The sequence below is a fragment of the Actinoplanes utahensis genome, assembly GCF_016862455.1.
Lineage (GTDB): Bacteria > Actinomycetota > Actinomycetes > Mycobacteriales > Micromonosporaceae > Actinoplanes > Actinoplanes utahensis.
Genome location: NZ_BOMZ01000072.1, coordinates 17,334 through 32,409, shown reverse-complemented (window position 1 = coordinate 32,409; position 15,076 = coordinate 17,334). Strand labels below are relative to the sequence as shown.

At 69.6% G+C, this 15,076-nt stretch carries 12 protein-coding genes; 2 read left to right on the top strand and 10 right to left on the bottom strand.

What is annotated here, in order from left to right:
* Window positions 1-2: 2 nt before the first annotated feature.
* From Aut01nite_RS24720 to Aut01nite_RS24700, 5 genes are all read right to left on the bottom strand, one after another.
* Window positions 3-887, bottom strand: coding sequence for a carbohydrate ABC transporter permease (locus tag Aut01nite_RS24720; protein ID WP_043522322.1), 885 nt, complete (start codon window positions 885-887; stop codon window positions 3-5).
* Window positions 884-1,783, bottom strand: a complete 900-nt coding sequence (locus Aut01nite_RS24715; RefSeq protein ID WP_043522321.1) for a carbohydrate ABC transporter permease — start codon at window positions 1,781-1,783, stop codon at window positions 884-886. Before Aut01nite_RS24715 ends, Aut01nite_RS24720 begins: the two co-directional genes overlap by 4 nt.
* A 56-nt stretch (window positions 1,784-1,839) precedes the next feature.
* On the bottom strand, window positions 1,840-3,150 hold the full coding sequence (locus Aut01nite_RS24710; protein WP_043522319.1) for an extracellular solute-binding protein: 1,311 nt from the start codon (window positions 3,148-3,150) through the stop codon (window positions 1,840-1,842).
* Window positions 3,151-3,247: 97 nt separating this feature from the next.
* Window positions 3,248-4,264, bottom strand: coding sequence for a LacI family DNA-binding transcriptional regulator (locus tag Aut01nite_RS24705; protein WP_043522317.1), 1,017 nt, complete (start codon window positions 4,262-4,264; stop codon window positions 3,248-3,250).
* A 182-nt stretch (window positions 4,265-4,446) separates the two neighbouring features.
* Window positions 4,447-7,350 carry a glycoside hydrolase family 3 protein gene (locus tag Aut01nite_RS24700; RefSeq protein ID WP_043522316.1) on the bottom strand — a complete coding sequence of 968 codons (2,904 nt, stop codon included), beginning with the start codon at window positions 7,348-7,350 and terminating at the stop codon, window positions 4,447-4,449.
* 192 nt (window positions 7,351-7,542) lie between these two features.
* Here Aut01nite_RS24700 and Aut01nite_RS24695 point away from each other — a divergent pair, with 192 nt between their 5' ends.
* The gene (locus tag Aut01nite_RS24695) at window positions 7,543-8,895 is read left to right on the top strand and encodes an FAD-dependent oxidoreductase (protein WP_268871677.1); all 1,353 of its coding nucleotides are present in this window, start codon (window positions 7,543-7,545) and stop codon (window positions 8,893-8,895) included.
* 192 nt (window positions 8,896-9,087) lie between these two features.
* On the opposite strand, the gene Aut01nite_RS24690 is transcribed toward Aut01nite_RS24695, so the two are convergent.
* Genes Aut01nite_RS24690 through Aut01nite_RS24680 form a run of 3 tightly spaced genes read right to left on the bottom strand, consistent with a single transcriptional unit; the run spans window position 9,088 to window position 12,189 of the window.
* Complete coding sequence (locus Aut01nite_RS24690; RefSeq protein WP_043522313.1) at window positions 9,088-10,245, bottom strand: acyl-CoA dehydrogenase family protein; 1,158 nt, start codon at window positions 10,243-10,245, stop codon at window positions 9,088-9,090.
* 31 nt (window positions 10,246-10,276) lie between these two features.
* A complete protein-coding gene (fabG, locus tag Aut01nite_RS24685) occupies window positions 10,277-11,026 on the bottom strand; it encodes a 3-oxoacyl-ACP reductase FabG (protein ID WP_043522311.1) in 750 nt (249 codons plus the stop codon).
* Between the two features lie 14 nt (window positions 11,027-11,040).
* Complete coding sequence (locus tag Aut01nite_RS24680) at window positions 11,041-12,189, bottom strand: acyl-CoA dehydrogenase family protein (RefSeq protein ID WP_043522310.1); 1,149 nt, start codon at window positions 12,187-12,189, stop codon at window positions 11,041-11,043.
* Window positions 12,190-12,279: 90 nt separating this feature from the next.
* Between Aut01nite_RS24680 and Aut01nite_RS24675 the strand changes: the two genes are divergently transcribed.
* Entirely contained in the window at window positions 12,280-12,900 is a 621-nt protein-coding gene (locus Aut01nite_RS24675) for a TetR/AcrR family transcriptional regulator (RefSeq protein ID WP_043522308.1), read from the top strand.
* A 39-nt stretch (window positions 12,901-12,939) separates the two neighbouring features.
* Here Aut01nite_RS24675 and Aut01nite_RS24670 read toward each other — a convergent pair whose 3' ends face one another.
* Both Aut01nite_RS24670 and Aut01nite_RS24665 read right to left on the bottom strand, forming a co-directional pair.
* Window positions 12,940-13,908, bottom strand: coding sequence for an S-4TM family putative pore-forming effector (locus tag Aut01nite_RS24670; protein ID WP_152628471.1), 969 nt, complete (start codon window positions 13,906-13,908; stop codon window positions 12,940-12,942).
* Window positions 13,909-14,034: 126 nt separating this feature from the next.
* Window positions 14,035-15,048 (bottom strand): LLM class flavin-dependent oxidoreductase, encoded by a 1,014-nt coding sequence (locus Aut01nite_RS24665; RefSeq protein ID WP_043522305.1) that lies wholly within the window; start codon window positions 15,046-15,048, stop codon window positions 14,035-14,037.
* Window positions 15,049-15,076: the final 28 nt, after the last annotated feature.

Here is a 15,076-nt window from a genome sequence, read left to right as displayed (position 1 = left end):
GATCACTTGATGGCGCCGGCGGCGATGCCGCGCGTGAGGGTCCGCTGGAAGATCAGGAAGAAGATGATCGCGGGGACGATGCCGATCAGGGCGGAGGCGCTGGTCGTGGTGGCGTCCATCATCTTGTCGCCCTGGAGGACGCCGAGGGCGACCGGAACGGTCTGGTTGTCGTTGGAGACCAGGAAGACCAGCGGGAGGAAGAACTCGTTCCACGTCCAGATGAAGAAGAACGTGAAGAGCACCGCGAGGGTGGGCCCGCTGACCGGCACCACGACCCGCCACAGGGTCCGCCACTTCCCGGCGCCGTCGACGGCGGCGGCGTCCAGCAACTCCCGCGGGAACTCGGCGTACACCGAGGTCAGCAGGTAGGTGCCGAAGGCGCTCTGGATGACGGTGAAGATGACGACGATCGCGATGAGGCTGTCGTAGAGGCCGGCCTCCTTCGACATGTAGTAGAGCGGGTAGACCAGCGCCTCCTGCGGCAGCAGGTTCGCGACCAGGAAGAACACCAGGAACCAGACGCGGCCGCGGACCCGGCCGATGCCGAGGGCGTACGCGTTGAGGATGGACAGCACGACGCCGAGGACGGCCACGGTCAGGCTGGTGACGAAGCTGTTCCAGAGCTTCCGGCCGAAGTCGACCCGGTTCCAGAAGTCGACGATGCCGTCCCAGTAGAGCCCGGCGGGGATCGACAGCGGCCCGTTGGCGGCGTAGTCGGCGGGGCTCTTGAACGCGTTGACGGCGACGGCGGCGAGCGGGCCGACCATCAGCAGCAGCAGCGCGAGCAGGACGGCGAGGACTACCCAGCGGACCGGGTTGCGGTGCTTGACGGCCTCCGGGGCCGCTTGTTCGACCGGGCGTTTCACCACGGGGGCGGTAACAGTCATCGCAGGGAGTCCGACCTGTGCTGGAGTCGCAGGAAGAGGAAGGCGAGGATCACGATCAGCACGGTGAGCACGGTGGAGATCGCGGATCCGTACCCGACCTGGGCTCTCTCGAAGAAGTTCTCGTAGGCGAAGTACGACGGCACCAGGGTGGAGTTGGCCGGCCCGCCCTTGGTGAGCACGAAGACCTGGCCGAAGATCTTGAGCGCGGCGATCGTGGTGGTGACCAGCACGACGTAGAACTCCGGCTTGATCATGTGCACTGTGATCTTGCGGAACCGCTGCCACCAGGTAGCGCCGTCCAGGTCGGCGGCCTCGTAGAGCGACGGGTCGATCCGCGACAGCCCGGACATGAACATGACGATCGGGTAGCCGAGCTGGAACCAGATCATCACGGCCATCACGCTGTACAGCGCGTAGTCCTCGTCGCCGAGCCAGTTGCGGGCCAGCGAGCCGAGCCCGACGGTGTCCAGGATCTTGTTGAGCGAGCCGTAGCTCGGGTGCAGGATCCAGCTCCACACGATGCCCGTCACCGCGACGGGCAGCACCTGTGGCAGGTAGTAGCCGGAGCGGAACAGCCCGGCCCACCTGTCACCGAACTTCTTCGCCACGTAGTCGAACAGCACCGCGGCCAGCACCAGCCCGAGCAGTGTCGGGATCACCGCCATCGCGATGACCAGCAGCCCGATGTTGGTGAACGAACCCCAGAACAGGCTGTCACCGAACAGCCGGGTGTAGTTGTCGAAACCGATCCAGCGCTGCTCGCCGACGCCGTTCCACTTGGTGAAGCTGGTGTACACGGTCATCGCCAGCGGCACCACGATCACCGCGAGCGAGGCCAGCACACCGGGGATCAGATAGACCGCGTACCCGCGATCGGTTTTCACACGACCGGCCATGCCGGACCCCTTCCTTCGCGGCGCGGGCGGTGGTCACCGCCCGCGCCGCGCCTGCCTCATTTGCCGAGATCGGCCAGGTTCTCGTTGTACGGCTTCGCGATCTCGTCCAGGAAGGCGTCCGGAGTCCTCTTTCCGCTGATCAGGCCCTGGGTGGCGGCGACCATGACGTCGTAGTAGCCGGGCGCCGGCCAGTCCGGGTAGAACGCCAGGCCGTCACTCTGCGAGATCTTGTTGAAGGTCTCGACGAGTTCCCTGTTCTTCGGGTCGGTGATCTGCGCCGGGTCGGCCGCCACGGGCACGCCGCCGCTGTTGCCGAGCAGCGCCTGCACCTCCGGCGACATGGTGATGTCGATGAAGTCGTACGCCAGGGCCTTGGCCTTGCTCTTCTCCGGCACCACCCAGAGGTTGCCGCTGGAGCCGGGGTGCAGGGTGTTGCCCGGGAAGAGGAAGGTGCCCCACTCGAAGTCCTTGATGTCGGACGCGAAGCGGCCGTACCACCAGGACCCGGAGATCAGGATCGGGAACTTGCCCTGGGTGAAGGAGACGCCCATGTCCTCGGCCTTGAGCCCGGCCGAGTCCTTGGCGATGTAGCCCTTGCCCACCCAGTCGGCGATGGTCTGCGCGCCGTAGCTGAGCTGCGGGCCCTTGAAGTCGACCTTGTTCTTGTAGAGCTGGTAGTCGTCGATGAACTTCCGGTCCGACTTGGACAGCGCCAGCTCGTAGAAGATCTGCTGGGCGGGGTACTCCGCGCCGCCGACCGCGATCGGGGTCTGCTTCTTCGCCACGAAGGTGTCGAGGACCTTGGTGAACTCCTCGTACGTCGTCGGGACGGCGAGCTTGTTCTCCTCGAACAGCTTCTTGTTGTAGTAGACGGTGACGAACTCGCCGTAGTTGGGCACGCCGTAGACCTTGCCGCTGCCCATGATGCCGTCGTCGTCGTACTTCGTGGTGGTCTGCAGGCTGGGGCTCAGCTTCTTGTCCCAGCCTCGCTTGCCGAACTCGTCGGTCAGGTCGGTGAGCAGGCCCTGCTTGGACAGCAGGCCGGCGGTCGCGTTGCCCTTGTTGTATTCCAGGATGTCCGGGGCGCTGTCGGAGTTGAGGATCATCTGGGCGTTCTGCTGGATCTGCTCGAAGCCCTTCTCCTCGAACTTCACCTCGACGCCGGGGTGGCTGGCCTTGAACAGCTCGATCGCCTTGTTCCAGGCGATGCCCATGGCGCTGTCCGGGGTCTCGTAGTGCCAGAGGGTGAGGACCTTCGCGTCGGCGCCCTCGGTGGGTTCGTCCTCGCTGCCGCCGCACGCGGTGAGGCCGAGGGTCGCTGCAAGAAGAAGAGCGCCGGCGGCGAGGCCGGGACGTGATCGGAACATTGCCGTTCCTCCCCAGGGGGAATGAGTACGGGAAGTTCGTCGAAGCGCTTCGACGATGGGCTGCAATCGAGACGCTATTGATTGGGCGTAGCTCATGTCAACGGTGTGACGGGGGGATTTCGCGGCAGCTGTCCCGCTCGACCAGGCTCGGCTCCAGAAGCCGGGTGTACTCGACCCGGCGGCCGTCCAGCAGGCGCATCGCGGTCTCCACGGCGATCGTGCCGACGTCGTGCGCCGGGATGTCGATCGACGTGAGATTGACCGGCATCGACATCGCCACGTCCCGCGGGCAGATCGCGACGATCGCGACGTCCTCCGGCACCCGCCGGCCGGTGGCCTGCAACAGGTCCAGCAGCGGGCGCAGCGCCTCCTCGTTGTGCACCACCAGGGCGGTGATGCCGTCGAGCGCGGCGTCCAGGTCGGCCAGGGCGGAGCGGACGCCCTCGGCGCCCGGCTCGCACGGGTGCGTGACGGTGCGCAGGTCCAGCTCGGCCGATGCCTCGAGGAAACCGCTGAGGAACCGGTCGGCGTACGTCGTCTGCCGCCGGTAGACCGCCGGTGACGGACCGACCAGGCCGATCCGCCGGTGCCCGTGGCCGGCCAGGTGGGTCAGGGCGGTCCGGGCGGCGGCCGCGAAGTCCAGGTCGACGCAGGCGATGCCGGTGTGGTCGGCGGGCAGGCCGATCAGCACCGACGGCTGCTTCAGCTTGCGCAAGGCCGGGATCCGCAGGTCGTCGCGTTCCAGGTCCATCAGTATCAACGCGTCGACCATGGTGCTGTGCGCGACGCGTTCCAGCCCGGCGGTGCCCTCGTCCTTGGTCAGCAGCAGGACGTCATGGTTGAACGACCGGGCGGCCGTCACCACCGCGGTGGCGAACTGCATGATGACCGGCACGTTCACGTCCACACGCAGCGGCGCGACCAGGGCGATCACGTTGGTCTTGCTGCTGGCCAGGGCACGGGCGCCGGCGTGCGGGTGGAAACCGAGCTCGGCGATCGCGGCCTGCACGCGGGCGCGGGTCTCGGCGGAGATCGGGCGGCGGCCGCTCAACACGTACGACACCGTGCTGGGTGAGACCCCCGCTGCTTTGGCGACGTCGTTGATAGTCGGCACTGCGCCTCCCCAAGTCGCCACGGCCTCTCCTCCCGGCGATCCTACTGATCACCCCCACCGCTCCCGTGGTCACCTACGGCTCGCTGCGCGCCGCACGTCACCACACACCGACCGCGCCCGCGCCGTGGTGACCTGCGGTCCGCTCCGCGCCGCAGGTCACCACGCACCGACCGCCCGGATCGTCAGCGGATGCTGAACGTGGCCAGGCGCAGTCCCGGGCTCGGCAGCAGGTAGACCGTCTGCCGGCCGGAGAAACGGGCCAGCGGCGCGGTCACGGTCGCGTACCGGTAGACGTCCCCGGTGTCGGCGAGGGTCGCGGTGCCGAGCAGCCGGCCGGTCGGCGACCCGAGCCGCACCTGAATGGTTCCGGCGCCCGACGCGCGCGCCGTGAAGATGGTCCCACCACGCAGCGCGGCGTCGGAGAAGGCGATCCAGTCCCCCGCGGTCTGCGCGCCGGTCACGGTTCCCCTCGCCTTGCTCTCGTCCAGGAGCCGGATTCCCTCGTACGCGTCGAAGGTCCCCGCTCTCGTCTCCTTCGACAGGTCGCGGGGCGGGATCGTCTCCCCCTTCACGGCGAGGGTCGCCCGCTGCCGGATGTCGGCCGACGACGAGCCGAGCAGCACGTCGTGCACCGACGTCTCGACCACCCAGCGCTGCCGGGTCTGATCCCAGCGGGCCAGGTCGGACGCCGTCAGGCCGAACGTGACGGTCGTGGACTGCCCCGGGCGCAGCGTGACCTTCCGGAAGCCGCGGAGCTGCTTGTTCGGCGTCTCGTCGCGGGAGGTCCGCTGGTGGGTGTAGAGCTGCACGACCTCGTCGCCGGCCCGCTTGCCGGCGTTGGTGACGGTGACGGTGACCTTGCCGTCGCGGACCACCGGCACGCCGTACCGGAAGCTCGTGTACGACAACCCGTGCCCGAACGCGTAGAGCGGCTTCTCCTCGCTGTACAGGTAGGTCTGGTCGGTGGCCTGGATGTCGTACCGCAACAGGTCGTCCGGCAGCTGATCGGTGGACCGGTACCAGGTCTGGGTGAGCCTGCCGGACGGGTTGACGTCGCCGTACAGCACGTCGGCGACCGCGTGCCCGGTCTCGGCGCCCGCGTGGGTGGTCCACAGGATCCCCGGCACGTGCTGCTGCGCCCAGTTGATCGTCTGCGGGTAGCTGCTCTGCACCACCACGACGGTCCGCGGGTTGGCCGCCCGGACCGCCTTGATCAGCGCCTCCTGACGTGCCCCGAGACCCAGGCCGGCCCGGTCGTGGACCTCCCGGCCCGCCACGAACGGGTCGGTGCCGACCACCACCACGGCGGTACGGGCCTTCTTCGCCTGCGCGGCGGCCTGCGCCACGCCGTCGACCAGCAGCTCCCGGGTGAACCGGGTGGCGGCCTCGCGCGCGCCGAGGGTCAGGTTGCCGTCGGCGCCCACGGTCACGTAGTCGGTGTCCGGGAACCAGGTCTCCTGCGTCTCGTATCCGGCGTAGCGCAGCAGGACCGTCCCGTCGGCCTGCGGCTCCAGCCGGAACTGCTCCTGCACGAACCAGCCGGTCGGATCCTCGTTCCGGGTGACGAACGGGCCCCAGTCGTAGCCGACGAGCTTGCCGGTGGCGACACTGCGCAGGGTGGACACCCCGTCGCCCCAGTCGATCGTGTCGAACTGGGCGGCGGCGGTGGCGGAATCGGTCGCGGTGAGGGCGACCGGGCCGGGTCCGGCGGTGACGTAGCGGCCGGTGGCGGCGTCCTTCAGGGCGATCCGGTCGGCGCCGGTGCCGGTGGACACCGACGAGGCCCGCTCGGTGATGCCGTCGAGGATGCTGACCTCGTACGGGAGCTGTCCCCCGTACCAGTCGCTGTAGAGCTCGTCGGCGGTCGGGCCGACCACCGCGACCGAACCGCCGGCCGGCAGCGGAAGGATCCCGTTGTTCTTGAGCAGCACCGCCGCCTCGGCCGCGGTCTGCCGGGCCAGCGCGCGGTGCGCCGGGCTGTCGATCACCGACGGGGAGATCCCGGCGTACGGGCCGCCGTCCGGGTCGAACTCGCCGAGCCGGAACCGGATGCTCAGCGCGTTGCCCACCGCGGAGTCGATGTCGGCCTCGGTGAGCAGGCCGCGGGTCACGGCCTCCTTGATCGCGGTGGTGGTCGGCCCGCCGTCGGCGTCGTCGACGGTGAAGCTGTCCAGGCCGGCCTTGATGGTGGCCGCGTTCGCCTCGGCCTGGGTGGCGAAGTAGCCCTGCGAGCCGGTCAGGTTGGTCGGCGCCCAGGCGTCGCTGACGTTGAACAGCCGCCGGTCGCTCCAGTCGCGCAGCAGCGTGCCGAGGTCCGGATCGACCGTCGCGGGCCGCCCGTTGATCAGGTTGTAGGAGGCCATCACGCCGGTCGCGGCGTTGTTGCGCAAGGCGATCTCGAACGGTTTCCGCTCGTATTCGTTGAGCACCCGCTGCGGCACGTTCGACGAGGTGACGTCCCGTTTCGTCTCATTGTTGTAAGCGGCGTAGTGCTTCAGCGTGGGCGCGACCTTGAGATGATCCGGGTCGTCGCCCTGCAGGCCGGCGCCGTACGCGGTGGCGATCGCGCCGGTCAGCAGCGGATCCTCGGAGTACCCCTCCTCGTTGCGGCCCCATCGCGGATCGCGCAGCGGGTTCACCACCGGCGCCCAGGCGTTCAGGCCCCAGATCTCCGGGTTCTGCGCGTGGAAGCCGCGCAGCTCGTCGCCGACCGCGCTGCCCACCCGCTCGATCAACTCCGGATCCCAGGTGCTCGCCAGGCCCACCGCCTGCGGAAACACGGTCGCCGTCGCGTCGATCTTGGCGGAGTTGTTCCGATGGTCGCTGGACCAGGCGACGCCGTGCAGCGCCTCGGTGCCGGTCTTGAACAGGCCGATGCCCAGGCGCGGGATGGCCGGCTGGTACTGATGCAGCAGAGAGATCTTCTCGTCCAGGGTGAGCCGGCCGACCAGGTCGCCGACCCGGGCCTCCAGCGGCAGGGACGGGTCACGGAACGGGTACCCCGGGGCGGCCGAGGCCGCTCCCGGGACCAGCGGGACGACCAGGACGGCGGCCGCAAGCGCGGTGAGCCCGCGTCTGAGACGCATGGCAGTCTCCTCTTATATGAAGGGTTTCTCCACCATTACCTAAATCGGTCGAAGCGCTTCGACGGACGGGTCGGAAACGCTCCGGTGGAATGTGGGAATCGGTGAGGTCACCATAGAACCGGGCCGATGCGACAGGCAACCATCGCGGGAAGCTTTCCGGAAATCTTCCGGCAACGAGTGCACAATGGGGCGGTGCGACTTCTCGTGATCGGCGGCGACGCGGCCGGAATGTCCGCCGCGTCCCAGGCCCGCCGCCGCCTCGGCCCCGATGAGCTGGAGATCCACGCGTTCGAGCGGGGCGACTACGCGTCCTACTCGGCGTGCGGGATCCCGTACTGGGTGGGCGGCCTCGTCGACGGGCCGGAGGCGCTGATCGCCCGCGACCCCGCCGAGCACCGCAAGAACGGCATCGCCGTGCACACCCGCAGCGAGGTCACCGGCATCGACCTCGCGGCCCGCACGGTCACCGTCGGCGACCGCACCGAACCCTTCGACCACCTGGTGTACGCGGCCGGCGCCGTACCGGTCCGCCCCGCCTGGGCCGACACCACCGCCGACGGGATCTTCGGGGTGCAGACCCTCGGCGACGGCGCCGCTCTCGACGCCTGGGTCACCACGGCCCGGCCGGCGGACGCCGTGGTGATCGGCGGCGGGTACATCGGCGTCGAGATGGCCGAGGCCCTGATCCGCCGCGGCCTGCGGGTCACCCTGGTGGAACGGGCCGGGCAGCCGATGTCCACCATCGACCCGGACATGGGCGCGCTGGTCGCCGACGCGATCCGCGGCCTCGGCATCGAACTGCGCGCCGGCGTCACCGTCGAGGCCCTGGAGACCGGCGGCGGCCGGGTCCGCGCGGTCGTCACCGACGCCGGCACGTTCCCGGCCGACGTGGTGGTGCTCGGGCTCGGCGTCCGGCCGAACACCGCCCTCGCGGACGCCGCCGGGTTACCGCTCGGCGCGACCGGCGCGCTCGCCACCGACCTGCGGCAGCGGGTCACCGGACCGGACGGCGTCGTCGAGGGCGTGTGGGCGGCCGGCGACTGCACCGAGGTCAACCACCTGGTCAGTGGGCAGAAGGCGCACATCCCGCTGGGCACCCACGCCAACAAGCAGGGCCGGGTCGCCGGGATCAACATCGGCGGCGGGTACGCCACCTTCCCCGGCGTGATCGGCACCGGCATCACCAAGATCTGCGACCTGGAGGTGGCCCGGACCGGCCTGTCCACCCGGGAGGCCGAGGCCGCCGGATTCCGTTACGTGACGGCGACCGTCGAGTCCACCAACCGGGCCGGCTACTTCCCCGGCGCCGTCCCGATGACCGTCAAGATCCTCGCCGAGAAGGACACCGGGCTGCTGCTCGGCGCCCAGATCGTCGGCCGCAGCGAGGCCGCCAAACGGATCGACGCCTTCGCCGTCGCCGTCTGGAACCGGATGACCGTCACCGAGATGACCGCGCTCGATCTGGGGTACGCCCCGCCCTACGCCCCCGTCTGGGACCCGGTGCTGATCGCCGCCCGCAAGGCCTCCGACGCCCTGTCCGGATAACCGTCGATCCTGTGAGGTTGCGGCGAACCGGTTCGCCGCAACCTCACAGGATCGGCGGGCGGGTGCCGCAACCACCGCATTCCGCCCGGCGGCCGCGCTGGGGTCCGGTCCACCGCGGACCTCGCGCGGTGGACCGGGGACGGGGCATCCCGGCGGGGAACGGCCGGATACCCCGTACCACTGCGATGTTCTTTACAGGCCCATGTCCTTGGCGATGATCATCTTCATGACCTCGGACGTGCCGCCGTAGATCCGGTTGACCCGGTTGTCGGCGTAGAGGCGGGCGATCGGGTACTCGTTGATGAAGCCGTAACCGCCGTGCAGCTGCAGGCAACGGTCGATGACCCGGTGCGCGACCTCGGTGCAGAACAGCTTCGCCGACGCGGCCTCGGCAGCGGTCAGCTCACCCGCGTCGAGGGCCTCCAGGGCGCGGTCGGCGACGGCCTGCGCGGCGTCCACCTCGGCCTGGCAGGCGGCCAGCTCGAACTTGGTGTTCTGGAAGCTGGCGACCGGCTGACCGAAGACCTTGCGGTCCTGCACGTACTGCTTGGCGAACCGGACCGCGGCGGCGGCCTGCGCGTACGCGCCGTAGGCGATGCTCAGGCGCTCCTTGGGCAGGTTCTTGCCGAGGTAGTAGAAGCCCTTGTCCTCCTCGCCGAGCCGGTCCGCCACCGGCACCTTCACGTCGACGAACGCCAGCTCGCCGGTGTCGGAGGTGCGCAGGCCCAGCTTGTCGAGTTTGCGGCCGACCGAGTAGCCGGGCAGCGAGGTGTCGACGTTCAGCAGGGTGATGCCGTAGCGGCGGTCGTCCGGCTTCGGCGGGGAGGTGCGGGCGCAGACGATCACCCGGTCGGCGAGGACACCGCCGGTGATGAAGGTCTTCGCGCCGTTGAGCACGTAGTGCGTGCCGTCCTCGCTCAGCTTGGCGGTCGTGCTCATGCCGGCCAGGTCGCTGCCGGTGCCCGGCTCGGTCATCGCGAGCGCGTACATCGTGTCGCCGGAGACGAAGTCGGGCAGCCAGCGCCGCTTCTGCTCGTCGGTGCCGAGTTCCAGGAGGTACGGCAGGCCGAGCGCGACGTGCGCCCCGGCCGCGCCGAACGAGACCCCGGCGCGCATGGTCTCCTCGGTCTGGACCGCGGCGAACTTGAAGCTGTCGATGCCGGCGCCGCCGTACTCCTCCGGCACCTCGATGCCGAACAGCCCCAGCTCGGCGAGCTGCTTGTAGAAATCCCGCGGCACCTGACCGTCCTGGAACCACTGGTCGTAGCGGGGAACCACCTCGGTCTCGATGAAGTCCCGCAAGGTCTGCCGGAACGCCTCGTGGTCGGAGTTGAAAACAGTGCGGCGCATGTCCTCGCCCTTTCCCTTCTAGAGACGACACCTAGAGACGGCGTCCGCCGTCGACGTAGATCGTCTGGCCGGTGATGAAGGACGCCGCGTCGCTGGCCAGGAAGCCGACGACCCGGGCGATGTCCTCCGGCCGGCCGACCCGCCGCAGCGGGGTGATCTCGGCAGCCCTGGCCCGCATGTCGGCAGCCGAGAGCCCGACCCGAGCGGCGGTGGCGTCGGTCATCTCGGTGACGATGAAGCCGGGCGCCACCGCGTTGACGTTGATGTTGAACGGACCCAACTCCATCGCGAGGGTCCGGGTCAAGCCCTGGATGCCCGCCTTCGCCGCGGAGTAGTTGGCCTGACCCTTGTTACCCAGCGCGGACACGCTCGACGTGTTCACGATCTTTCCGGAACGCTTCGGGACCATGTGCCGCTGGGCGGCCCGGCTGCACAGGAACGCGCCCCGCAGGTGCACGTTCATCACGATGTCCCAGTCCGACGTGGACATCTTGTGCAACAGGTTGTCACGGAGCACACCGGCATTGTTGACCAGCACGTCAACCCCGCCGAGCTCGCCCGCCACCTTGTTGATCACGGCGTCGACCTGGGCCTCGTCGGCGACGTCGCAGCCGAAGGCGATCGCCGTGCCGCCGGACGACCGGATCCGGTCGACGGTCTCGGAACACGCGGCCTCGTCGAGGTCGAGCACGGCCACGGCCGCGCCCTCACGTGCGAACTGGAGTGCGGTGGCCGCACCGATGCCTCTCGCGGCCCCGGTGACGATCGCGACGCGACTCATATCCAACCTCCGTGTCAGAACGCGCTGATCCCGGTCAGCGCACGGCCGATGAGCAGTTTCTGGATCTGGCTGGTGCCTTCGTAGAGCGTGGTGACACGGGCGTCCCGCATGGCCTTGCCGACCGGGAACTCGTCGACGTAGCCGTAACCACCGAAGATCTGGATGGCCTGGTTGGCGGCCTTGACCGCGGACTCGGTGGCGAACAGCTTCGCGATCGAGGCCTCGGTCCGGAACGGCAGACGACGGTCGACCAGGTCGGCGGCGCGCCACACGAGCAGGCGGGCGGCGTCGGTCTCGACCGCGATGTCGGCGATCATCTCCTGGACGAGCTGGAAGGCCGCGATGGGCTTGCCGAACTGGGTGCGGTCCTTGGCGTACGCGATGGACGCCTCCAGGCAGCCGCGCGCCAGCCCGACCGAACCCGCGGCCACCGCGATGCGGCCCTTGTCCAGCGCGCCCATCGCGATCTTGAACCCGGCGCCCTCGTCGCCGAGCCGGTCGGCGTCGCTGACCCGGACCTCGTCGAGGCTGATCGAGGCGGTCGCCTGGCCCCGGAGCCCCAGCTTGCCCTTGATCTCGTTGCGAACGAATCCGTCCGCGTCGGTGGGCACGAGGAACGCCGTGACACCCTTCGGGCCGGGACCACCCGTGCGCGCGAAGATCAGCGCCACGCCGGCCCAGGTGCCGTTGGTGATGAAGATCTTCTCGCCGGAGATGACCCAGTCGTCGCCGTCCCGGACCGCCTTGGTGATCAGGCTGCCGGCGTCCGAGCCGGTGCCGGGCTCGGTCAGGCCGAAGCATCCCAGGGTCTCCCCCGCGCACAGTGCCGGAAGCCAGCGCACCTTCTGCTCCTCGGTGCCATACGCCTGGATGCTCTTGGCGACCAGCCCCAGCGACACCGAGACGATGCCGCGCACCGACGTGTCGCCGCGGCCCAGCTCCTCCATCATCAGGCAGTAGGTGAGGAAGTCGCCGCCCGAGCCGCCCAGCTCCTCGTCGATGCCGAGGCCGAGGAAGCCCAGCTCGGCGAGCTTGCCGACGATCTTCGTGTCGACCTGCTCGGCGCGGTCCCACTCGGTGGCGTGCGGCACGACCTCACGGTCCACCCACTCGCGGGCGAGCGCCCGGAACTGTTCCTGCTCCTGGGTCAGACCGAGGTCCATCAGCTGCTCCCGATAATTGAACGCTGTCAGGTTTCTCGACGCATGCTAACTTAACACCGTTAGATTCTCCAAGCCTTGAGAGGACCGCCGATGGCCCGGCCCACGACGCCCCTGCTCAGTCAGGCCGGCATCCGCGCCTCCGCGCTCGAGATCATCGACCGGGACGGTCTCGACGGCCTCAGCATGCGCAAACTGGCCGCCGCCCTCGGGGTGTCCGCGCCCGCGCTGTACTTTCACTACCCCACCAAGGAGCAGCTGCTCGACGACGTGGCCAGCGAGATCATGGAGAAGGTGGACGTGTCCGCCTTCTCGCACGGCTGGCGCGAGGGCCTGCTCGCGTGGGCCCGCTCCTACCGGGCGGCCCTGGCCGAGCACCCCAACATCGTCCCGTTCCTGGCCCGCGGCCCCGGCCAGCGCGACGCCTCGCTGCGCCGCGCCGACGCCATCCACGGCGGCCTGGTCGCCGCAGGCTGGCCGCCCCGCGAGGCCACGATGATCGGCGCCTCCACGAAGTACCTGGTGCTGGGCGCGGCGATGGGTTCGTTCTCCCGCGGTTTCGTCGACGACGTGCAGGTCTACCTGGACCGCTACCCGTCCCTGGGCGACGCCCACCGCCTCCGCGAACACGCCGACACCGTCGACCGCGACAGCTTCGAGTTCGCCCTGACCATGTTCGTCGACGGCCTGGCCGCCCGCCTGAACCCCTCCTGAGTCATCCTCCGGTACGGGCTACGCACGTTCCGGTTCCGGTCACTGACGCGGGCGGGGCGGTGGGCGTACGGGGAGGCCGCCCTCCAGCAGCGAGCGGCGCATCTCGGCCAGACCGGCCGTGAAGTCGCTGCTGTCCTGGGTGTGGTACCGGTGGAAGAACCAGGCTGGCACCCGTGCCGCCCGGCGCCGGGTCAGGAAGAGCTGATCCTGCACCTGCCGCGCCATCAGCCACAGGTCCTGCTGGACCAGCGGGTCCTGGCCGAGCGCCGCCGACTGCAGGCACCGGGCCCGCGACCACCGGGCCACCCGTCGCCGTTCGGTGAAGATGCCGCGCTGGTCGCGGAAGGTGTCCCAGCCCAGCATCAGCATGCCGAGGGACGGCACGCACCACTGCACCACGAAGTCGGTCACCGTGGACCCGCGGATCATCGCGGTGAGCAGGCCGCACGCGGCCCAGGCGAGGATCGCGGCGAGGACGGCCTTGGCGTACCGGCGGCGGACCCGGCCGCCCCACGCCAGGTTCTGCTGCTGGCGGGCGAGCACGTCGAACGGTGCGGGCAGGTTCGGCATCGCGTACGAGGTCCGCAGGGATTCCTCCGTTCCGCGGAACCGGCTGCTGAGCTTGTGCACGTCCTCGGCCGGCAGTTCGTCGCCGGCCAGCACGTGGTTCCAGCGCAGCTGGAAGAACCGCACCTCGAACATCTCCTGGAGCAGCGCGGCCCGGTGCAGTTCGCGGTGCGCCCAGGTGCCGACCCCGATGGCGTACGTCAGCGCCCACACCGCCCCGGCGACGGTGATCGTCAGGCTCAGCGACCTGATGAACGGCGTGGAGTTGATCGACCCGGCGAAGACCGCGCCGAGCCCGGCGACGGCGAGCGTCACGGAGATGGCGATCCGGACCGCCGCCAGTCGCCGGACCCGGACGTGGGAGACCGCCATGGCGCGCAGAAGGTGACAGAGCGTCGGCTCGAGCTGGCGCTGACGGACGACAGGTTTACGGTCGGACATTTCAGCCCACCGCCTGTTGGAAGAAACTTACCGGATACGGACGATTATCTCCGATAAGCAGCGATGTTCTTGCATATCTCCAGATGGCGGCAATGGTGCGGACGGTATCCGAAGCACTGCGCAGGGTTACCGAGCCGTCTGCGGGCGCCATCCGAGGGCCGGACCTAGGCTGCCCGCCATATCCGTAAGAATCTGAACATAGTCGTCATGTTCGAAGGTGAACGGGAGGGCGAACGCGACCTCGTCGACCTCACGGAACGCAACGTGCGCGGACAGTCGCTCGGCGATCTCCGCGGAGGTGCCGACGATGTCCGGGGCGAACATCATCCGCGCCGGGCCCTGCGGAGTCAGCGTGCGCGGGGTGCGCTCCTCGGCGTACGCTCGGTACTTCGCGATCTGCGCGGGCGTCGCGCTGTCCGTCGGGATCACCACGAGCCCCTGCGACACACGGGCCGCGTCACCGTCGGGGTGGGCGGCACGGAACGCCCGGATGTGCGACAGCTGGATCTCCGCGAACCCGGCCGGCTCGGCGGCGCCGGTCTCGGCCTTGACGACGCTGCTGGTCAGCAGATTCATCCCGTTCGCACCGGCCCAGGCGGCGGAACGCAGGCTGCCGCCGCCGTACCAGAGGCGGGCCGCCAGGCCGGGCGCGTGCGGCTGCACCCGGTCGGAGAACCGCTCGAACCCCTCGGTGCCGGCGAACTCGGTGACCGGCTCCCCGCGGACCGCGGCCAGAAGCCGGGACACTCGGGCGAAGCTGAAATTTGGCTCCGCGTCCGGGTAGAGCGCCTGCTTGACGCGGTCGTAGTGCATCGGCGGGCCCACGCTGACGCCGGGGTTGAGCCGCCCGCCGGACAGGATGTCCACGGTGGCCAGGTCCTCGGCGAGGCGCAGCGGGTTCTCCCAGCCGAGCGGGATGACGGCGGTGCCCAGCTCGATGCGGCTGGTCCGCTGGGAGGCGGCGGCGAGCACCGAGACCGGCGAGGAGATGCCGAACTGGAGGTGGCGGTGCCGCAGCCAGGCGCTGTCGAACCCGAGCCGCTCGCCCAGCTCGATGATCTCGAGGGTCGACTCGTGGCCCCGGCGCGGATCCGTCTCGTCGAACAGGCCGATGGTGAGGAATCCCAGCTTGCGCAGCATGATCGCGACACTATCCGGGACGGGTGAA